Below are 21063 nucleotides of genomic sequence, written 5' to 3'. Positions count from 1 at the left end.
CATCGAGGAAGTGATTGTGCAACTCTACGGAGTCCGCGGCTCCATTGCGAGCCCCCTCCGAAACCAAGACTACCGCAAAAAAATTATCGATATTCTGGACCTCTATCGGCAATCGGGGGCTGGTGTTTCGGCCGATGAATTCTGGCAAGACCTCCCGTATCATCTTAAATTTGTCACAGGATCTGACACAACTTGCGTTTCCGTCACCGATGATGACGGAGAAATTTTTATTCTGGATATGGGAACTGGGCTTCGGAATTTAGGAGATGAACTTGTCTCCGATTATCTTTCCAACAAATTAAAAAGGACAGTCTCTTTCTTTATCACGCACACCCACTGGGATCATATCCAAGGGCTTCCTTTTTTTAAACCCATTTACTTCCCTGACTTCCTCCTGAATTTTTATTCCCCTTATTCCGACCTAGAATCTCGTTTGCAAAAACAACAAGAACCTGAGTTTTTTCCAGTTCCTTTGGATGGAACGGGATCAGCGAAAGATTTCAAACTCTTCTTTCCTGGCGATGTTTTAGAATTTGGATCTGGGATGAAGGTGGAATGTTATCCGTTAAAACATCCGGGAGGATCTTTTGCGTATAAGTTTACCAATAGAGCTGGTAAAATTTTTATTTTTGCTACGGATGCGGAATTTACAGGAGCAGATATGGATTTAATCCATGAATCTCATCCGTTCTTTGCAGATGCTGATTTACTTATTTTAGATACCCAATATACCTTAGATGAATCTTTTTCCAAGTTCGATTGGGGTCACACCGCTTATACAATGTCCGTGAACTGTGCAACATCCTGGCGGGTAAAAAACTTAGTACTCACCCATCATGAACCAAGTTATTCAGATGAAAAAATTTACGAAATATATAATGATGCCAAACTCCACAAAGAACAGTTAGGCGAAAAAAAATTAAAAATTCATTTAGCACGGGAAGGTTTACGCTTCCACCTATAATACCATGAACAAAGAAAAAACACTTCGAATCACAATCACAACTTTCTTTACCATTGCGCTCCTTGGCGGATTCTTTTTTGGATACATTCTTTCTGAAGTAAATAAAGGAAAGGAGTTACAAAAGTTGGCATCATACCAACCTACAACTCCCACTAAACTTTATGATTCGAATGGAGTATTGTTCGCAGAACTATATCGCCATAAACAAGAATTACTAAAATATAGTGACATTCCACCTCATGTCATTCATGCTTTTTTATCAGTAGAAGATGATAACTTTTTTAATCACTTTGGAATTGATTTTTTAGCCATCGTTCGTGCTGCCATCAAAAACGTTTTTGCTGGACGAATTGTACAAGGTGGATCTACCCTTACCCAACAATTAGCAAAAACAATTTTACAGCAAAGAAAAAAGACATTTGGTCGAAAATTCTTAGAAGCTCTCCTCACCTTACAAATTGAACAAGAATACACTAAAGAAGAAATCTTAGAAATCTATTTTAATTTAATTTATTTAGGCCATGGAACTACTGGTTTATCTTCGGCAGCCAATGTGTATTTTCAAAAAGATGTCAGAGATTTAAGCATTGCAGAGGCTGCTATGCTTGCGAGACTTCCTAAGGCTCCTGTTACTTATTCCCCATTCAAAAATCCAAAAGAAGCAAAACAAGCTCACCTTGTGGTATTAGGGCTGATGGCAAAAAATGGTTTTATCCCAAAAGACCAAGTTCAAAAAATCCATGATGATTTTTGGGAAAGGTATTGGCCCGTTGTCATCACTCAATCACCATCTCGCTCTACTTGGGGAGCAAAACTCAATAGAGCTCCCTATTTTACGGAGTGGGTAAGACAAATTTTAGAGAAAGAACTTGGGGAAGAGGCCTTATACACTGGCGGACTACGAGTTTATACAACTCTTGATGTCAGAAAACAAGAGATTGCAGAAGAAGAGCTGAGAAAGGGTCTTATTGAACAAGATAAATATGCCTTTGGTGCAAACTTCCGTTATGTGGGAAGGGCCGACCGAGGCCTTGTTTCTTTGTATAATTTATTCGGTTCTATTTTTCCAGTGGGTGTTCCTTACGTTACTAGTTTGGATGATAGACAAGTATTCCGACTTCATTTAGAAAAAGAAATGGCACCAGCCTTAGAACTTTTGACCGATTTCACTCCTTCTGAAAATGAAAGTTCTGCAGTCAAAGAATTTCAAAGATCTTCTCTTGTATTTTCTTCCAACTTACACGTCGAAGGTGCTATCGTCACAATTGACCACCAAACTGGATATATCCAAACAATGGTGGGTGGTTCCAGATTTTCCCCAAAAAATCAATTTAACCGTGCCATGCAAGCGAGACGCCAAACTGGTTCTGCATTCAAACCATTTGTTTATGCTGCCGCAATTCAAAACAGAGCTGTCGGTTCTGGAACTGGAATTATGGATGCTCCTTTAACAACTATCACCGAAGAAGGAGAAGGTTATTCTCCACAGGACATTTCTGGTGATTTTAGAGGAATGGTTCCGTTATCTCGTGCTTTGTCTTTATCTCTGAATATTGTTTCTGTTCAGGTCCTAATGAGAACTGGAACCGATGCTGTCATTGATTTTGCGTCCAAAGTTACCAAAGCAAATAAATCCAGGTTTCCTACAGGCCCTGCATTAGCGCTGGGAGTTGCAGAGTTAACTCCTTATGAAATGGCCTTGGGATATTCTATTTTAGCAAATAAAGGAAAAGATGTAATCCCATTTAGTGTTCGTTATGTGCTAAACCAAAGTGGTTCTGTTGTTTATAATAAAGAAAAAGAAGTCCAAGAGACTCTTGCAGAAGAAGCAAAAAACGGTACGATCCAAATCATTCCAGAAGCTACAGCCTATATCATTAAACAGATGTTAATTGGTGTTGCTATGGGGGGAACACCTACCCAAGCCCTTCGAGCCGCAGACAAAGGAAATTACAAGGGCGAGTCCGGTGGAAAAACAGGATCTACTTCCTCTTATACCAACGTTTGGTATGCGGGCTTTGATCCAAAATACACATCCATTGTTTGGATGGGATTTGATAAATCCTCACTTTCTCTCGGAAAGGGTGTCACAGCCGCTGGTGTGGCTGCACCTATTTGGGGAAAGATGTACTCTCGTTGGTACAATGAAGGCCCTTATCCTCTATTCTATCCAAATGGAAAAGCAGAAGAAATTCCGGCTGATGTGGTCAAAGGTGCCACTTGTGCCTTTAATGGACTTTCTCCTGGGCCCAACTGCCCTTTGACTGGGAATTTATTTTTAAAACCAATTACCATTGCAGGTCGCACTCTGGCTGTACCAGGTGGGAGGCAGTGTGATGGGGACCGTGATCACTACCGTTCGATGGATCTTACTGACTTCCTGCAAAGAGAGCTAGAAATTTCCGACGATGAACTGAAATAAGTAACTCTTACACCAGGGAAAGCTATGCGCAAAGGTGAGCGACTTTCCTTTTTCAGACTCTCAATTTAGTAACTCGCTTCCCAAGGAAAGTAACGCACGAAGGTAAATAACTTTCCTTTTTCATGCTCTCACCCCCTATTCTTTGGCAATTTATTTCTGAATCAACATTTTGCGTACTTTTTAAGCAAATTTACTCCTAATCTCTCAAAGGATTCTCCTTTGTTTGCCAATCTCTTTGCATTTAGGCCGTTTTCGGTCTGGCACGATAGTTGCATTAATGTAAGAGAACCATTGGTTCGGAGGGAATATGAAAAAGGCAATTCTAACCATTCTAGTTTTGGCACTTACCGCTTCCATTTCAGCTGGAGAGTCTTCATTTATGAACGAAGACCTGGATTCCCTCATCAGCCAATATGATAAAGAAACGCTCGCTGCAATCTCAAATGAACTTGTGAAACTTGCAAGTGAAGAAGAGGGGATGGGAGAATTCGATTTAGCTTCAGGTCATTATTCAAGAGCAATTAAAATTAGAGAGGCGATTGGAATGAGCGAACACAAAAGTTTTGCTTCCATCCAATACCTTGCAAGCCAAGCCCACTCAAAGGCGGGAAACTTTTGTGAAGCATCCACACATGCAAAGAAAGCAAGTGAAGCTTTCCGTCAACACGGGATTACAAAATTCGAACACAGAGCAAATGTAGAATACAAAGAATATGCACGTGCTTGTGCAGTTGTGGCGTTCAGATAAAAACTATATGTAATGATTCTTTCTAGAGATGGTTACCCTTTTTTGATTCTTCTTCGAATCAATCCAACTTCACGTGGTTGTACACGTGGGGTTGGAATTCTTTTTTTCCATATTTCAACTTAGCTTTTTCGAACAAACTTGATCTTGTGTAAGGCAGATCGGATTCCCAAGCAATTCCAAAGTCGGCTTCATGATAACCTGATTCAAATTGTAAGGGAAACAGAGAATTCCCATCAAAGTAATACAACAACCGATGGTCTATGATGCGATTGGTCTTTGAAGTTTGAGGGGAACAAGGAAACAAGGAGAACCAATCTTTTCCCTTGGGGATTGTTTTATCAATTTGAGTCGATTTGCATTTTATTTCGGAAATTGAATTTGTTTTGAGTAATACCCATTCTCCTGATTTTTCAAATGTACCCGTTCCTTCTTTTTGATGGAATTCTGAATTGTCTTTGTAAACCTTCCATTCACTCCATGTTTTTACAAACTGATTGTTTGGTTTGAGTTGGATTTCTTCTTTCCAATACAAATGGAATTCTTTCGAGTTATATGGCGATTTTTTTTCCGTTGGCCGGATATAAAAACCTAATGAAATCTTGGTATCTCGAGGAAGATCCGAAGGAAGAGTGCGGATCCAATCAATTTTGGGCGCACATTGGATACTAAAGAATAACAAACAAACAGAAAGAATCATCGGAAGTCTTCTTCCCATTTGTTTGTTCTGTGCTCTACTTTTTAGAAGTGAGGATTTAAAATTGGAAGTAGATAAAATCTTGTCCACCATCTCCAAAAATTCCAAGCAAAAGCAGAATGACCACTGATAGAATCGGCAGGAGAATATTTTGGTAAGGTTTTAATTTTTCATACACAAAGTTTGAATATTGGAACCAGTTGAACATAAGTCCCAAAGCTATGAAGGTAGGAAGTTCATCTACACGACTCAATGTTTCCCCAGTGTTTCTAAATGTTAAAACACCTTTGAAAATTTCAAAAGCAACAGACATGGATTCTTCTCCACGGGCTGCTGATCGAAAGAAAACTCCGGAGAAAGAAAAAATAATAAACACAACAATTGTACGAATGATTCCCACTAAAGGCAAAGTGTCCGGTAGAAATTTCTTTTTCCCTCTGCCTAAATACAAGGACCTCTCCACCCAAATCAATGCACCTAAATAAGCGCCCCAAAACACAAAAGCCCAATTGGCACCGTGCCAGAGTCCACCAAGACACATAGTGATAAAAGAGTTTAGGTTGGAACGAAAGATTGAACCCTTACTTCCACCTAAAGGAATATAAATATAATCTCTTAACCAAGATGACAAAGTAATATGCCATCTAGACCAAAGTTCCCGAAATGATTGAGAAAAAAACGGGCCTTGGAAGTTTTCTGGGATCTCATACCCAAGTAAATTGGCAGATCCACGTGCCATATCGGTGTATCCTGAAAAGTCGCAATACACTTGTACTGCGAAGGCAATTACGCTGAAAAATATAGAAAAACTGTCGAATTTAGCCGGATCCATAAAGATCGGAGAGATGATGGGCGCAATGTTTTCGGCAATGATCACTTTTTTGAAAAGTCCACCAATGATCAGAAATAAACCTTTTTTCATTCGGTCTGAATCGATTGTGGGATGATCGAGTTGCGGAAGAAAATCTTGCGATCGCATGATGGGACCTGCAATCAATTGTGGGAAGAAAAGAATAAATAAAAAATAGTCCACAGCGGACATTCTTTTTTCAATAATCCCTCGGTGGATGTCCACCTGCACAGCAATGATTTGAAAGGTATAAAAACTAATCGCTAAAGGTAAAAATATACTCCAAGAGCCTGAAATTTCTTTGAACGCGGGATAACCTGTCAAAGAAAACAAAGATCCTGTAATAAAATAGAAATACTTAAAGAATCCTAAGTTGATTAAGTTTAACGCAACAATGGCAAAGAGTAGATGGTTATATTTTTCCCCTTTGTCTTTTTTACGAAAAATCCATTCACTAAATCCATAGTTGACTAAAATCACCAAAAGGAAATGAAACAGAAAAGGAAAACTGAAATAAGCGTAAAAGGTAAGTGAAGAAATTACAAGTAATGGTTTTCTACCTTTTTGAGGAATATTCCAGTAAATTAAATAAGTTAACGCAAAAAGTATTAAATAGGGAATAGAATTAAATAACATTGATTAGTTGGCCTTGAAATTATAGATCCCAAAGATAAAGAAATTTAGCATTGGTTCCCGTTCCTAAAATTTTATCAGCAATTCCTAAAGAAAACGGATTTTTATTAATATCAGTGGCTTGGTAAATGTTATCAACTCTGCCTTTTCCTCTTTGGTAAGTGATGACCCGTGGGTCTCCTTTGCGATTTCCTTGGAATTTAGGGTGTTGCATGATTAGATAAACGAAGTCATCAAAATATCCGATGAAATCAACCATACCTTCTTTCTTTGCTTGTTCTGCTGTGAAGATTCTTCCATCGCAGATCTCTCTGAGGCGACTTTCTGCTACGTTTGGTCTTCCTTTTTTGACTACTTCAAAAAACCTTCCATACAAACTGTCGATAATGGATTGAAGAATTTTTCTTTGTTCTGAAGTCATTTCTGAAATTGGTGAACCAAGGGCTTTGTTCGGGCCAGAAGTAAAAGACTGATCTTTGACTCCAATTTTATCCAAACCTTCTTTTACGTTGATCCCTGACATGATGACTCCGACTGAACCTGTAACAGTTGTTGGGTGAGCACCAATTCCATCAGTGGCCATCGCAATATAATAAGCTCCGCTGGCAGCCGTATCCATAAATCCTGCAAAAACAGGAATGGATTTTCTATTTTTAAATTTCAAAACTTCTTGGTAAATGATATCACTAGCTGTTACGGTTCCACCTGGTGAGTTGATTTTTAAAATCACTGCTTTGACATCAGGATCACGTTCTGCATATTTTAAGGATTCTTTGATCCTTGCGACCATGGATTCCGTCGGGGGACCGAAAAATGAATCTTTGGCATCATCCGTAATCATTCCTTCGATGGAGATAATCACGATTTTTTCTTGATCTCTTCCGGCTATGAGTTTCTCTTCGAAATCAGCCTTGCCACTTTGCGGAAACAGGTTCATACTGTTTCCAATAACACAAGATTCGGTAAAGAGAACCGAAAGCAGAACGACACAAACGAAAAGAAAAGACTTTCTTGAAGGCATACAAACCTTTCTAAGATCGCAAACTATGACTTCAATCATTTTTGGGAGATAAATCTTGTACCAACTGAAAACAAAACAGTCTTGTTTTGAAATCCACCCAACTGGCGGTGGCCAATGGCTTGGTTTGCATCTTTTGTCCCCGGTGGACGGAAAATCCGTCTCAGTGGTTTCGGGACACAAGGCCCCCGATCCTTTTTTCGCTTCCGGATCTTTTCTCATGTTTCCTTGGGTGAATCGACTAGAACCGAACCCTTGGGCCCGGGAACCATTTTATCCCAGTACCCATTGGTTGACTGATGGGAACGGAATCCCTTTGCACGGCCTCTACCACAACCTACCTCGGCATTTGGTAGGAGAGAATATCTCAGATGGGGTTTCTTATGCAGAATTTGAAATGGAAATTCCCGCACCATGGAAGGGGAGTTTACTCTCTCAAATCCAAGTGAAAGAATGTTACCAATTGTTTCCCTCGGAGTTAAAGGTCATCTACCGACTGACCAATGGATCTGACACAGAATTTCCATTTGCTTTAGGAATTCATCCATACTTTCGATGGAATGAGGATGAATCCATTGATGATCTTTTTTTATTTGGAAGTGGATTTCACAAAGTGAAGTTAGGAGATTATCTTCTGCCAGAAAAAGTTCAGAAAGAAGATATCATTTTAAATTCTGAAGAAACTCTTATGGGAAAAAACTTGGATGATTTATACGCATCCATTGATGGAGAAAATTCTTACATTGGTCTTTTTTCTATGAATAAAAAAGAAAAACTCATCATCCAAGGTGGAGAGTTTTATCAGGTATATACTCCACAAGATCGTAGATCTATAGCGATAGAACCTATGACAGGTACTGGGAATTTTTTACACTTCCCTGGTGGTAATCCTAAAACGATTGCACCTAAGACGGAAAAAAAGATCGAATTTTCCATTCGATTGGATCGTTTTTAAAAAAATCTCATCTCTTTATCGAACAAACTGTCTAAGGTAATAGAGGTTAGTCCAACAATGTCAGATGCCCTAGTGAATACATGCAAACAAATCAGTAAAAATTTATTAGAGATCAAATATTTCGCTGAAAAGAAAAACACTAGCCGAACTTCTGTTTACCGAGCTTTACAAGATAAAAAAATCAATGAAGTTGTGATAGGAAAAAACTCTCGTTTTATCATTTTGGATGATTCTGCGAAGAAGTGGAAACCTGGTAGACAGTCCTAAATTCTAATTCTTTTTCAAAAAGATTTTCCTCCTTCCATTCTGATTGGATTTGAGGATGGACCACTTTCCATATATCATCAGGAATTTGGTTTCTGATTTTGTTAGGCAAAACAGAACGAAATCCAAAGTAAGGTAACAGGTATTCGTCGGTCTCTTTTTCGAGCATATATCCTAAAAAAGTGTAAAATACTCTACCGATACTTTCATCACTGTGTTTGTCTCGAGTTTTGACATACACTTCTGCAAACTTAGGATATGGAAATGTAAATTCTTTTTTGATCCATCGGTAGTGGATGGTTTTTAGAAATCCTGTGCGGAAGTAGAATTTTTTTTCACCTGTATAAACGAGAGGAATGGATTGGGAGATGGAATTCTCATCTAATTTTAGATCCATTCGAAGTTTTGTATAACTTAAATTCAGCCAAACAATTGAAAGGGGAGTTTTCCAAAACTGGTTCCATAAAAAAGAAAACCCATTTGGTTCTGTTTTTCTTTCCCGAAATAAAATAGCATCTCGTAAAATTTCTGTTAGTTTGTTTAACTTTTTTTCGGTATAAAGTTTTGGAAAAATCCAGTGGTAGAGACTTTGCCAAAATGATAAACGAATGGATACATTGACACTTAACTTGGCCTTTCCCAAGGCTTTTGGTTCTGTGTTCCAATCCATTACCACGATAGGGCGGAAAAAAGAAAACCCTTGGTCCTCCCAATCCTTACAGATTTGTTTCAATTCTCTCTCTGACATAGGGAGATGTTCTAAGGAAATTGCGATCGAGATTGTTTTTTGGATTTTCCGCATTTTTTATACCATTCGGTCGATCTATGATAACAAGATGAATGATTTAGCCTTTGAGAATCAAAGTTTTTTATGGGGAAATGAAGCGGGGCCCGTTCGGATCCTTTCTGAATACCTCCACCCCAAATCGGAATTCCAAACACATGGAATCACGGATACAATTGTTGTGTTTGGTTCAGCTCGCATTCCTTCTCCAGAAACTCCCAAAACAAATCCTCCTTCCCCGATTGAATCTTTGAGCCATTATTATACAGAAGCATGTGAGTTTTCCCGATTGATTTCTGAATGGGCCGATTTGTTCAAACAGGAAAATCCAGATAGAAATTTACACATTTGTACTGGGGGTGGGCCTGGGATTATGGAAGCCGGGAACCGGGGAGCAAAGGAAGCTGGATCCAAATCCGTTGCCCTAAATATTGTTTTGCCTCATGAACAACATGTAAATCCTTATGTTGATCCAGAACTTGCCTTTGAATTTCATTATTTTTTTATGAGAAAACTTTGGTTTATGAAAACTTGCCGGGGAATGATCGCCTTTCCTGGTGGGTTTGGAACCTTTGATGAACTATTTGAAACCCTCACTTTGGTCCAGACGGGAAAAAAATCCAGGATTCCTATTTTGTTATACGGGACAGAATTTTGGACTAGTGTGATCAATTTCAAAAAACTGGCAGAGATGCGTCTGATTTCTGAAGAAGACCTCCATTTGTTTGGGTTTGCTGATACTCCCATCGATGCACTTCGTTTCTTTCAGGAAAAGATTCGTTTCGAATTGACCCATTCTGAGGGTACAAAAACATAGCGAAACAAGGTAATAATTATGGCTAGAACATGTGTAGTAACCGGAAAAGGAACGACGGCAGGGAACAATGTATCCCATTCTCATAAAAAGAACCGCCGTATCTGGAAGGTGAATGTGATCACAAAGAAAATCTTTTTAGAAGACGAGAACCGTTGGGTTCGCGTTAAGATTTCTACACGTGCTTTGAGAACTCTTCGTAAAAAAGGTTTGAAAGTGGCAATCAAAGACCACGGTGGCGATATCGCTGCGATCACTCCTAAAAAATACGTAGGGATCACTCCAAAAGCACAACCAGCAGCTTAAATTCTTTTAAGCGCACTTTTGGATTGAAACAATCCAGAAAAACACCAAAAGTCACCGAAGTCTACCGTCTCCTCGAGGCGGAGTTCGGTGCAGTAGAAACTCCCCTCACGTTTACTAAACCTTATGAATTAGCAATTGCTGTCATCTTAAGTGCACAGTGTACTGATGAACGTGTCAACCAAGTCACACCCGAACTTTTTCGAACCTTTCCCACACTTGAATCTTTTGCAAAGGCACCTCTAACGGCCATAGAGAAAAAAATATTCTCCACAGGGTTTTATAAAAACAAAGCCAAAAGCATCCAAGGATTTGCACGGATGGTTCTTTCCGAATTTGGTGGAGAAATTCCAAAGACGATGGAAGAGGCCATTAAACTTCCTGGGTTTGGAAGGAAAACTGCCAATGTGGTGCTTGCAGAAATTTATGGAGTGGTGGAAGGATTCGTTGTGGACACCCATGTGAAACGTCTTACCAAACGATTGGGTTTTACCAAAAAAACAGATCCCGTTCAAATTGAACGGGAGATGATGAAAATGACTCCTAAGGAGATTTGCCGAAACCTATCTCTGTACCTAATATTTCTCGGTCGTAAGTACTGCCAGGCACGCCGGACATTTTGTTCGACTTGTCCTCTGTCTTCCCTATGTCCTTCGTTTTCGGAGTAGGTTTCTCTAAACCTTCTTCTGTTTCCGATTCTTTTTTTTGTTTCCAAGAACGATTTCTATCTGTTAAATTAATCGATTCTAATTTATAATCCAAACGAATTAAGTTTCGTTTGCGAAAGAATAAATTCAAAGTGCCGAGTCTACCATAGTCTTTTGGACATTCAATTTGGTGTACATTGGATAAATATCGAAACCTAGACATTGGTTTCCCTTCTACAAGTAGGAAGAGCGGGAGTTCTGGGTGGTTTTGCCAAGGTAGGAGAGGAATTTTAGTTTCATCGTCGTTATTTACATAAACAATCCAACCATCGTAGTCCTCAATATTTTTGACATCAATCAGTTCTTGAATGGAACCTAAACCTAGTTTGACGGGGCCATGGTTCATCTCTCTTGGTTTTCCCAAGGTGAATCCATCAAATGGAAACTCCAGAGGTTTGTCTTTGGGCGTAAAAGGGTACAACATGTACCCTTTCCCACGTTTTAAGTCCAAATCCATTTTTTCTCGTTCGACAAATCCGAGGAGGGCACTGAGGCCCCCACGTCCTTCCTCATCCATTCTGGTAAATAGTTCCTTACCACAATGGAAAAAAATTCGCAAAGGCCGGTCTTCTAAGCTTGGGTGAGCAAAAGAAACTGTGGAGAGAAGAAAAATCCCGAATGTAACACTGGGAAACGGGGATCTTCCAAGAAAAGAAAGACGGATATTCATAATTTGGGACCTTGGTTCTAAGAACGGAAGAAATCGAATCTGAATGAACCAAAAAACCTTCAGTCTGTCTAAACTAAGGGCAGAAAGGATGCCATGAACTTCTTTAAAAATCTAATTCTTTACGCTAAAATGGTCAAATTTTCCCACACACTCTTTGCTTTGCCCTTCGCTGGGATTAGTTTCCTCCTAGCTTATCTAGAATCCACTCTAGATACCGGTGATTTGCTTCGGATCGGAGCCCTTGTCCTTGTTTGTATGGTCACAGCCCGTAGCGCCGCGATGGGATTTAATCGCTATGTAGACTCGGAAATTGATGAAAAAAATCCCCGTACACAAAATAGAGAAATTCCTTCTGGAAAAATTTCCAAACTTTCGGCTCTTCTTTTCATTGGGCTTTCTTCTTTTATTTTTATCTTTGCTAGTTTCTTTGTGAACAAACTGGCATTTTTGCTCTCCTTTCCTGCACTGTTTGTTTTATTCCTTTATTCACTCACCAAACGATTCACTTTGTTTTGCCATTTGGTTTTAGGGTTTGCAATTTCACTTGCTCCTCTTGGGGCCTGGATTGCCATCACAGAAACCGTGAACTTGGTTCCAATTTTATTTTCTTTGGGATTACTCTTCCATATTTCCGCCTTTGATGTGTTATATGCCATTCAAGATATGGACTTTGACGCCAAAGAAAACCTTCATAGTATTCCTTCTCGTTTAGGGGAAACCAAATCAAGAGCCATCGCTGTTATTCTCCATAGTTTTTCTTTTGTATTTTTTATTTATGCAGGGACCAGTGCCGGACTTGGACTTATGTATTTCCTGATCCTTTCTGTGATTGGAATTTTAGTTTTGTATGAACATCGGATTTCTTATCAATACAAGTCCAAAGACTTACCCATTGTTTTTTACCAAATCAATTCTTGGATCAGCGTTGTTTTATTCCTTGCGATTTTATTTGATAAGTGGAATGAGTTTTTATTAAAAATTTCTTCGGGTATTAGTTTTTAATGAAACTTGTTGTGGGCCTTGCCGGTGCTAGCGGTAGTATATATGCTGCCCGGTTTCTTCGTGCTTTGTCTGAGATAGAAGGCGAAACCTACATCACAGCAAGTCCCGCAGCACTTCGCATTTTTTCCGAAGAGTATGAAACCAAAGTCGAGTCAGCAGAAGCGATTCTATCTTTTGTGGAAAACAAATGGAAAACAAAATCCAAACACAAGTTTCACGTTCGTAATTTTTTTGATATTGGATCTGATATTGCCAGTGGTTCAAACACTTGGGATGGGATGGTTGTGATTCCTTGTAGTATGAAAACTGTGGCATCGATGTCTGCAGGTCTCACAGAAAATTTAATTGAAAGGGCAGCCGATGTCAGTTTGAAAGAAAGAAGAAGACTGATAGTTGTGCCAAGAGAAACTCCTTACAACCGCATCCATCTTAAAAATCTTCTTAGTTTGGATGAGGCTGGTGCCATCATCCTTCCTGCTTCGCCTGGGTTTTACCAAATGCCAAAAACATTGGATGATTTAGGAGATTTTATTGCGGGAAGGATTTTGAATCTTCTTGGCGTCAACCAAACTCTATTTCCTAAGTGGTTGGGGTAAAGTTCCGAAAGTAAGCCGTTGGTTTTCCGTTATCACCTAAACAAACATAGGTGATGTCACTTTCAATCACGGCAGACATTTTTCCCGTTTGTGGGTTGTTCGTGATTGCCAAAGTGCGAGAGGTCACCGAAGATTTTCCATATTTTACAATTTTTCCGTAAATTTGAATGATGTCTCCGGCCCGAGCAGGGGATCGAAACACCACATTGTCCATACTCATGGTGACAATATTGGTATAACGGATTTTATTCATCACATACATTGCCATTCCCTCATCGATCCAGGAGAGCATTTTTCCCCCAAATAGATTGTTATGGTAGTTCAAATCGTCTGGTTGGACCAGGTGTTGGGTGACCAGTTCCATATCTTGGAGTTTGTTCTGAATCGTATCGACCATAAATACCAAAAAATATGTTTTCGATTTATTCGATACCAAAAACCCTAGAGAAAAGATTTCCGAACTATGTACTCTTACTCCCACAAAAACATCTTAGACACCCTCCAATTTTCCAAAGAAGACCTAGATTTTTTAATCGAAAAAACAAACCGTATGAGTGTCCTCCACGAATCGGGGGAAGCGTTTGGAATTCTGAATGGAAAACTCCTTGCCTCCTTATTTTTTGAAGCAAGCACACGAACACGTATGTCCTTTGAAGCAGCGATGGAGAGGCTTGGGGGAAGGCTCATCTCAACAGTGGGATTCCAGTTCTCTTCAATCTCAAAGGGAGAAACTCTTTATGATACCATGAAGATGATTGAAGCCTATGTGGACATAGCTGTCATTCGCCATCCTGTAGAAGGGTCATCTCGGATTGCAGCAGGGGCGGTCAACATTCCTGTGATCAATGCAGGGGATGGAGCGGGCCAACACCCTACCCAAGCACTTCTTGATTTATACACAATCGTTTCTGAGAAAGGAAAAATCGAAGGACTAAACATTGCCTTTATCGGAGATCTAAAATATGGAAGGACCATCCATTCCCTAATCAATCTTTTAAGACATTATCCAGTTCACTTATATCTCATTAGTCCTGAAGAACTTAAACTTCCAGAAAAATACAAAAAGAACTTAGAAGGGTTTCCCATGACTTGGGAAGAGACCACTGACATCAAAGCGTTTTGGGATGCTGATGTTGCTTATGTGACAAGGATCCAAGAAGAAAGATTTCCAGATCACAGAGAATACGAAAAATTAAAAGATATTTATAAGGTGAACAAAGAACTAGTTCTTGCCTCGAAAAAAGACACTACCATCCTTCATCCACTCCCACGTGTGAATGAACTTTCTACAGATGTAGATGATTTACCAAATGCAGCTTACTTCCGTCAGGCGAAATATGGTGTGGTGGTTCGTATGGTTTTACTTTGTCTGAGTCTTGGAGTGAATTTTGACTAAAAAGATTTGGACATTACAGGAGGCAAGGGAAGTCCTTCCTCTCGTTCGTGACATCACAAGAGAATATTACATAAAAGCCAGTGTTCTTGCTGATGACATTCGGAATAAACTTTTGCCTGAAAATGTTTTAGAAGCCAAAGAAGAAGAAATTAGTGAAATTGTAAAACACTGGACAAATGAAATTTTGGCAATGCAGATCGATGTCAAAGGATTGTGGTTGGTAGACTTTGATCATGGCAGTGGGTTCTATTGTTGGACCTGGGGCGAAGAAGACGTGTTATACGAGCACGGTTATTTTGAAGGATTTAGATCGAGAAAACTCATAGAGGAAAATAAAGAAGAAAATGACTCAGATAAATGAAAACTATTTAAAATTGAAAGCAGGATACCTTTTTCCTGAAATCGGAAGAAGAGTAAAAGCTTATTCAGATGCCAACCAAAGTGCAAAAATCATTCGCCTTGGAATTGGAGATGTGACTTTACCACTCGCACCAACGATTGTGAATGCGATGGTTGATGCTGCAAAAGAAATGGGAAGTTCTGCAGGTTTTCATGGTTATGGCCCAGAACAAGGATATTCCTTTCTCATCCAAAAAATCATCGCTCATGATTATACAGCACGTGGTGTTCAAATTGCAGAGGATGAAGTTTTTGTTTCTGATGGATCTAAATGTGACTGTGGAAATATCCAAGAGATTTTTTCTTTAGATAGTAAAATCGCGGTAGTGGATCCTGTGTATCCCGTATATGTGGATACAAACGTAATGGCAGGTCGGACTGGAGAAGTTGGGTCTGATGGTAGATATGCGAATATCATTTATATGCCAGCCACAGAAGAAAACAATTTTGAACCAGATTTTCCAAAAGAAAAACCAGACATCATTTATCTTTGTTATCCGAATAACCCAACGGGAATGGTGGCAACTAAGGCGCGTTTAACGGAATGGGTGAACTTTGCTAAAAAAATCGGAAGTATCATCCTTTATGATTCTGCTTACGAATCTTTCATCCAAGATCCAGAAATTCCAAAATCCATTTATGAAATTCCTGGTGCCAAAGAAGTCGCTATGGAATTTAGATCTTTTTCTAAAACTGCTGGATTTACAGGAACACGTTGTGCCTACCTTGTGATTCCAAAAGATCTAAAAGGTAAAACCAAAGCAGGGGAAGAAATTAGTTTTAATTCTCTTTGGAACCGCCGCCACACTACAAAGTTCAATGGAGTGTCTTACGTGACTCAAAAAGGCGCTGAGGCAGTTTTCTCCGCACAGGGCCAAGTAGAGATCAAAGAACAAATTTCCTATTATATGCAAAATGCAAAACTCATCCGAGAAGGTTTGGCGACGGCAGGATACACCGTATTCGGTGGAACCAATGCGCCTTACATTTGGCTAAAAACCCCACGCGGACTAAAATCCTGGGAATTTTTTGACGAACTTTTGGGAAAAGCGCAAGTGGTTGGAACTCCCGGGTCAGGATTTGGGCCAGCGGGAGAAGGATATTTTCGACTTTCTGCCTTCGGAAAGCGGGAAGACGTGATTTCTGCCATTGAACGAATCCAAAAAATGTAAAATTTAGTCCTGGTTTTTCCCGTAGCTCCGATATATAAAAACAAGGTAGAGCTATGGGAAAATGGAAATTCATCCTCTTTTTTGCAATGGTTGTGGGTCATATCTCACATATCAGCGCAGTATCTCCAGAACAGACGAATCTGGGGATTTTAATCTTTGAAAACAAAGAAAACTTAAATTTTATCAATGTTGCTCTGAGTAATTTGGCTCCTTCCCAAGAAGAAGCACAAAGTTCAGGCCAACCAGGAGCTGAAACTCCCGCTGCGGATCCTTCCAAAAAGAATTTGGATTTTGATTATTTCAAACTCCTAAAAGCAGCCAACCAATCTGATTTTAGTGGAAACATGTGGTACCTGCAAAGTAACTATGTGTATGGATTTCGCCAACTTCGCCAAGCCCAAGGGGAGTTAAAAAATATTTTTGAAATCGTTCTTCAGAAATATATAGAAGATGCAAGAGCACTTCTAGAAGCTGCGGCTCCTACCATCATTCGTTCCAATGATAATAACGCCAAAGCATTGTTACGTCTTGGTTTTCGTGACCTTCGCTCTTCAGAAGACCTTTACACAACTGGTCTCAACTCAAGCCCACACCAATACCGATACAAACTCACTCTTTATAAAGAAGGGATTCTTACGCTCCGTCGTGCGAAACGTTTTGCTATCCTTGCGATGATTTATAGCAAAACACCGGATGAGGACAAACCAGAATACCAATACAGGTCCAACGAAGATTTAAAAGATGCTCGTAATGAAGAAAAACAACGTAACTACGAGAAGGTGAGAGATACCATCATCAACTTCGTAGAAAACAAACGTATGGAAAGAACTGTGGTTCCTCCTGGAAACCCAGATGCCAAACCTTTGGATCTTTTAGAACAACATGATGACAATTACGGACTCATCACTTCTAAAAAATTGGATCTACTTATGGAAGCCAATGCGCAAATCAAAGAGACGGAAGGGGCAAGACGTGAGTCAGTTCCTCCAACTCCAAAATTTGATGAAAACGGAAAAGCCATCTACCCAGAAGAAAAGAAAAAATAATATGAAGTGGATTACAAGTGTTATCATCTTAAGTTTCACTTTGGGACTTGTGGCCAAAACCACAATGTCTTATAGGGAACGTAAAAAACAATTAGATGGAAAAATAGCACTTGTTCTCGATATCAAAGAACAGTTGAAGTTAGAACCAGAAACTGGTAAAACTTCAATTGAATCCATCCGCACTCAAGTGGAAGAAACTTACCGCGCAGGCAACCGAGTGGAAATTGAAAAAACACTTTCCCTTGCCGAAGGGGATCTTCTTGTTACGCAACGAAAACTCTGTTTTCCCATGGAAGAATCCGCAAGCGGCCTCTACCAAAAAGCCATGGGACAATGGATCCTTCTTGAAGGAGAAGATAAATCCGGTGCAAAAACTTTGGAGTGGGATACCAAAGAAAAAATCCAAAGATACCTTTTGATGGCTAAAAGTGAAAAAGACCATGCAAAAGAATACTTTTTGTCTGGGAATTACCAACTATCACTGCATACATACAAACGTTCGCTAGTTTACAGTCTTATGTCTTTACGATCGCAAAAAGCGGAGATCCCTGAAGAATACCAGTTGGCTGATAGTGTTTGGGTCCAACCAATTTGGATGGGACTTCATAAACAAAAGCAAACCTCAATCCAAGAAAACTAAAAATTTCGATTTTCACTGATAACAAATCCGAAAGAATGACTGCTTAGTGAAGTTTGAATCACTTTATCGTCATTTTTTGCTGACTAAGGCAACCCACCTTCCTGTGATTTCGGAAGACGGGGAACTTTTAGGTCTTCTTTCCAAAGATCGAGTTCACCGCGAGTTGTCTGATTTGGGAAGAGAGAGGGAAGACCTTGACGAAATTCCTTTGGCCATTCTCGAAACTGAACTTCACGAAAATCTTTTGCTCTATTTTAAAGAATCCACTCAGATCCCCGTTATTGGCCTGGATGGTGAAAAAAAAGACAATTGGGACAAACCGAGGTTTCTTGCTGCCTTCACTCGTTTTGATTCTACAAATGCCAGAGATCCCAAACTCGAAGAAATTGAATCCAAACTAGAAAAGAAAAAAGAAAATGCCGACTCTGTGCAGTGGTTTATGGAGTTAATTCTTTCCCATTTTCCCGATGGACTTCTTGCGACTGATGTCAACGGATCTACTATTTTTTATAACGAAACCTTTGAAAATAATATTCTCACCAAACCTTTGTTTCGTGATTCTCTGCAGTTGGCTGAAAAATACCTTCACAATCTCAATCGGGAGGTCCTTGCCACTTATCTAAAGGATCATGATTTGACTTTGGGGAAAGATACTGACACAAGTGTATTACATACGAACATCTCTGAACTTCGTACAAACCTTCGCATCATCACTTTAAAAAAAGAGAAAAAGGTAGTTGGTTTTTTATATCATTTTTCGCCATCAAACTTTGCCAATCCTTCTGGAACTGGGAATTCTGAATTCCCAAATATGGACGAAGCTTTCCATTCTAAACTTCCATTAGAATCAGTTTTGGAAGAAATGGAAGCGCATTACATCCATAAGTCGCTAAAAAGAAATTCCAATAATATTTCTCATGCCGCAACGGAACTGGGTGTTCCAAGGACTACCTTACAAAACAGAATTCGTTTTTTAAAACTTTCGGAACGGTTTCAGAATGAGGCCAAGGTTAAGTCCGTAATTCCGAGAAAACGTTCGGAAAAACCGGAAGAAAAACAAAAAAAAGTTTCTGAAAATAAGAAGTCAGTCACCAAAAAGAAGCCAAAAACCACTGAAAAACCGCAGAAATCTTTACAACCAAAGGCAAAAGCAAAGAAACAGAGTCCAAAACCAACGCAAGTGGGGAAAAAGTCGAAAAAAAGACGTTGACGAAAACACTCGGAAAAACAATTTTTTCATTACCGTTTGAGAAAACACCTCCGCACTTCGCTGTTTCCCTTGCATACATAACTTGCACAAATGGTTTCCCGATTTTAATCAAATACTCTAACAAATCAATGTAGAACAATCTATGGCATCACGCAAACAAGAAGAAATCCAAGTTAACCCTCCTGAAGAACCAACTGAATATACTAACGGCATCATGGACCAAGAAGATGGTTCCGAACCTCCAAAACAGTTTAAGAAGAAAAAGAACCGATACGAAGGTCCAATTCCTCCTCCTCTCGATTTAGTCGAACTCAAGAAAAAAAATATCAACGAACTGGCTGATCTTGCCAAAGGTTTGGGTGTTGAAAACACTCATGGTTTAAAAAAACAAAACTTAATGTTTGCTCTTCTCCAAGCACAAACCGAAAAAGACGGACAAGTGCATGCAGCAGGGGTAATGGAAAGACTTCCTGATGGGTATGGTTTCCTTCGTTCACCTGACTACAATTATGTGCCAGGTCCAGATGATATTTATGTTTCTCCTTCCCAAATTAAATTGTTTGGTCTTCGCACGGGAGATACAGTCACAGGTCTGATTCGACCACCAAAAGAAGCGGAACGATTTTTTGCGATGTTACGTGTGGAATCCATCAATGGTTTCCCGGTGGAAGTGGCCCAAAAAAGAAATTTATTCGATAACCTAACACCTCTTTATCCCAACGAAAGAATCAACATGGAGTTTGATCCAAGTCATTTGGACACTCGTGTGATTGACCTTATGTGTCCGATTGGAAAAGGACAAAGAGCTCTTATCGTTGCCCCTCCAAGAACTGGTAAAACAGTTCTGATGCAATCCATTGCCAATGCCATCACTCGCAACCACCCTGAAATTTTTCTCATCGTCCTTCTCATCGATGAACGTCCAGAAGAAGTAACCGATATGGCTCGCCATGTAAAAGGGGAAGTGGTGAGTTCGACCTTTGATGAACCAGCACAACGCCACGTCCAAGTGGCAGAAATGGTCATCGAAAAAGCAAAACGGCTTGTGGAACATGGAAAAGATGTGGTCATCTTACTTGACTCCATCACAAGACTTGCCCGTGCTTACAACCAAGTGGTTCCTACTTCAGGGAAGATCCTTTCCGGTGGTGTGGATTCCAATGCCCTTCACAAACCAAAACGTTTTTTTGGAGCAGCAAGGAATATCGAAGAGGGTGGGTCACTCACCATCATCGCCACCGCCCTCATTGACACTGGTTCCCGAATGGACGAAGTGATTTTTGAGGAATTTAAGGGAACGGGAAATATGGAAATCCATTTGGACCGAAAACTCGCGGACAAACGAATTTTCCCTGCCATCGACATCAACCGTTCTGGCACAAGAAAAGAGGAACTCCTACTTCCGCAAGATACCCTCACTCGAGTCTTTATCCTTCGAAAAGTACTTTCTCCTATGAGTATCACCGAAAGTATGGAACTATTGATTGAAAAAATGCGTGGCGCAAAGACGAACGACCAATTCCTCGCCAGCATGAATACGAACTAAAAGGGCCACCATGAAAACTGACATACATCCAAAATACGTTTCTGCAAAAATCAAATGCGCTTGTGGTACAGTGATCGATACAAGATCCACTGCCGGGGATATCAGTGTGGAAATTTGTTCCAACTGCCACCCTTTCTTTACCGGAAAATCCAAATTAGTGGATACAACTGGTCGAGTTGACAAGTTCAAGAAAAAATACAAAATGAAGTAAGAGGCTTTGGCCTCAGATC

23 protein-coding genes are annotated in these 21063 nt (G+C 39.8%); 18 read left to right on the top strand and 5 right to left on the bottom strand.

Annotated features, from left to right (window positions below):
- Window positions 1–10: 10 nt before the first annotated feature.
- The 3 genes from EHQ47_RS18815 (at window position 11) to EHQ47_RS18805 (ending at window position 4134) form a co-directional block, all read left to right on the top strand.
- Window positions 11–964 (top strand): MBL fold metallo-hydrolase, encoded by a 954-nt coding sequence (locus EHQ47_RS18815; RefSeq protein WP_208727469.1) that lies wholly within the window; start codon window positions 11–13, stop codon window positions 962–964.
- Between the two features lie 4 nt (window positions 965–968).
- Window positions 969–3386 (top strand): penicillin-binding protein 1A, encoded by a 2418-nt coding sequence (locus tag EHQ47_RS18810; RefSeq protein ID WP_135748230.1) that lies wholly within the window; start codon window positions 969–971, stop codon window positions 3384–3386.
- A 307-nt stretch (window positions 3387–3693) separates the two neighbouring features.
- Complete coding sequence (locus EHQ47_RS18805; protein WP_135748231.1) at window positions 3694–4134, top strand: tetratricopeptide repeat protein; 441 nt, start codon at window positions 3694–3696, stop codon at window positions 4132–4134.
- A gap of 58 nt (window positions 4135–4192) precedes the next feature.
- Here the strand turns inward: EHQ47_RS18805 and EHQ47_RS18800 are convergent, their stop codons facing one another.
- The 3 genes from EHQ47_RS18800 to sppA are packed head-to-tail and all read right to left on the bottom strand — an operon-like array spanning window position 4193 to window position 7332.
- A complete protein-coding gene (locus EHQ47_RS18800; protein ID WP_208727468.1) occupies window positions 4193–4921 on the bottom strand; it encodes a hypothetical protein in 729 nt (242 codons plus the stop codon).
- Window positions 4887–6314, bottom strand: a complete 1428-nt coding sequence (locus tag EHQ47_RS18795) for an MBOAT family O-acyltransferase (protein ID WP_135692569.1) — start codon at window positions 6312–6314, stop codon at window positions 4887–4889. Before EHQ47_RS18795 ends, EHQ47_RS18800 begins: the two co-directional genes overlap by 35 nt.
- Window positions 6315–6333: 19 nt before the next feature.
- The gene (gene sppA, locus EHQ47_RS18790) at window positions 6334–7332 is read right to left on the bottom strand and encodes a signal peptide peptidase SppA (protein ID WP_167483316.1); all 999 of its coding nucleotides are present in this window, start codon (window positions 7330–7332) and stop codon (window positions 6334–6336) included.
- Window positions 7333–7387: 55 nt separating this feature from the next.
- On the opposite strand from sppA, the gene EHQ47_RS18785 reads away from it, so the two are divergent.
- Complete coding sequence (locus tag EHQ47_RS18785; RefSeq protein ID WP_135777830.1) at window positions 7388–8284, top strand: aldose 1-epimerase; 897 nt, start codon at window positions 7388–7390, stop codon at window positions 8282–8284.
- Between the two features lie 57 nt (window positions 8285–8341).
- The gene (locus EHQ47_RS18780) at window positions 8342–8551 is read left to right on the top strand and encodes a hypothetical protein (RefSeq protein ID WP_004787737.1); all 210 of its coding nucleotides are present in this window, start codon (window positions 8342–8344) and stop codon (window positions 8549–8551) included.
- Here EHQ47_RS18780 and EHQ47_RS18775 read toward each other — a convergent pair.
- Window positions 8502–9350: a hypothetical protein gene (locus EHQ47_RS18775; RefSeq protein ID WP_135777828.1), complete on the bottom strand. Its 849-nt coding sequence runs from the start codon at window positions 9348–9350 to the stop codon at window positions 8502–8504. The two genes, EHQ47_RS18780 and EHQ47_RS18775, sit on opposite strands and share 50 nt — an antisense overlap.
- 34 nt (window positions 9351–9384) lie before the next feature.
- On the opposite strand from EHQ47_RS18775, the gene EHQ47_RS18770 reads away from it, so the two are divergent.
- From EHQ47_RS18770 to EHQ47_RS18750, 5 genes are all read left to right on the top strand, one after another.
- Window positions 9385–10149, top strand: a complete 765-nt coding sequence (locus EHQ47_RS18770; protein WP_135692576.1) for an LOG family protein — start codon at window positions 9385–9387, stop codon at window positions 10147–10149.
- 18 nt (window positions 10150–10167) lie between these two features.
- Window positions 10168–10452: a 50S ribosomal protein L28 gene (gene rpmB, locus EHQ47_RS18765; RefSeq protein ID WP_004785895.1), complete on the top strand. Its 285-nt coding sequence runs from the start codon at window positions 10168–10170 to the stop codon at window positions 10450–10452.
- A 23-nt stretch (window positions 10453–10475) separates the two neighbouring features.
- A complete protein-coding gene (nth, locus tag EHQ47_RS18760) occupies window positions 10476–11117 on the top strand; it encodes an endonuclease III (protein ID WP_135777826.1) in 642 nt (213 codons plus the stop codon).
- An 802-nt stretch (window positions 11118–11919) separates the two neighbouring features.
- Entirely contained in the window at window positions 11920–12828 is a 909-nt protein-coding gene (locus EHQ47_RS18755) for a UbiA-like polyprenyltransferase (RefSeq protein ID WP_135777824.1), read from the top strand.
- Entirely contained in the window at window positions 12828–13424 is a 597-nt protein-coding gene (locus tag EHQ47_RS18750; RefSeq protein WP_135748237.1) for a UbiX family flavin prenyltransferase, read from the top strand. Before EHQ47_RS18755 ends, EHQ47_RS18750 begins: the two co-directional genes overlap by 1 nt.
- Here EHQ47_RS18750 and EHQ47_RS18745 read toward each other — a convergent pair.
- On the bottom strand, window positions 13408–13821 hold the full coding sequence (locus EHQ47_RS18745) for an acyl-CoA thioesterase (RefSeq protein WP_135692583.1): 414 nt from the start codon (window positions 13819–13821) through the stop codon (window positions 13408–13410). The genes EHQ47_RS18750 and EHQ47_RS18745 overlap by 17 nt on opposite strands.
- A 66-nt stretch (window positions 13822–13887) precedes the next feature.
- Here EHQ47_RS18745 and pyrB point away from each other — a divergent pair, with 66 nt between their 5' ends.
- The 8 genes from pyrB to rpmE all read left to right on the top strand — a co-directional run bounded on the left by pyrB (window position 13888) and on the right by rpmE (window position 21044).
- Entirely contained in the window at window positions 13888–14820 is a 933-nt protein-coding gene (gene pyrB, locus EHQ47_RS18740) for an aspartate carbamoyltransferase (protein WP_135692585.1), read from the top strand.
- Window positions 14813–15181 carry a DUF2203 domain-containing protein gene (locus EHQ47_RS18735; RefSeq protein WP_135777822.1) on the top strand — a complete coding sequence of 123 codons (369 nt, stop codon included), beginning with the start codon at window positions 14813–14815 and terminating at the stop codon, window positions 15179–15181. Before pyrB ends, EHQ47_RS18735 begins: the two co-directional genes overlap by 8 nt.
- Complete coding sequence (locus EHQ47_RS18730) at window positions 15165–16391, top strand: LL-diaminopimelate aminotransferase (RefSeq protein WP_135777820.1); 1227 nt, start codon at window positions 15165–15167, stop codon at window positions 16389–16391. The genes EHQ47_RS18735 and EHQ47_RS18730 overlap by 17 nt, the downstream gene beginning before the upstream one ends.
- Window positions 16392–16444: 53 nt before the next feature.
- Entirely contained in the window at window positions 16445–17437 is a 993-nt protein-coding gene (locus EHQ47_RS18725) for an adhesin OmpL37 family surface protein (RefSeq protein ID WP_135748240.1), read from the top strand.
- Window position 17438: 1 nt separating this feature from the next.
- Complete coding sequence (locus EHQ47_RS18720) at window positions 17439–18077, top strand: hypothetical protein (RefSeq protein ID WP_135777818.1); 639 nt, start codon at window positions 17439–17441, stop codon at window positions 18075–18077.
- A gap of 46 nt (window positions 18078–18123) precedes the next feature.
- Window positions 18124–19287 carry a helix-turn-helix domain-containing protein gene (locus EHQ47_RS18715; RefSeq protein WP_135748242.1) on the top strand — a complete coding sequence of 388 codons (1164 nt, stop codon included), beginning with the start codon at window positions 18124–18126 and terminating at the stop codon, window positions 19285–19287.
- A gap of 142 nt (window positions 19288–19429) precedes the next feature.
- Window positions 19430–20833, top strand: coding sequence for a transcription termination factor Rho (gene rho, locus EHQ47_RS18710; RefSeq protein ID WP_004784490.1), 1404 nt, complete (start codon window positions 19430–19432; stop codon window positions 20831–20833).
- A gap of 10 nt (window positions 20834–20843) precedes the next feature.
- Entirely contained in the window at window positions 20844–21044 is a 201-nt protein-coding gene (gene rpmE / locus EHQ47_RS18705; RefSeq protein WP_100791481.1) for a 50S ribosomal protein L31, read from the top strand.
- Window positions 21045–21063 lie beyond the last annotated feature (19 nt).

The organism is Leptospira bourretii (genome assembly GCF_004770145.1).
GTDB lineage: Bacteria > Spirochaetota > Leptospiria > Leptospirales > Leptospiraceae > Leptospira_A > Leptospira_A bourretii.
Note: the sequence above shows the minus strand (reverse complement) of the source record. Positions and strands in the feature narration are given on the sequence as shown.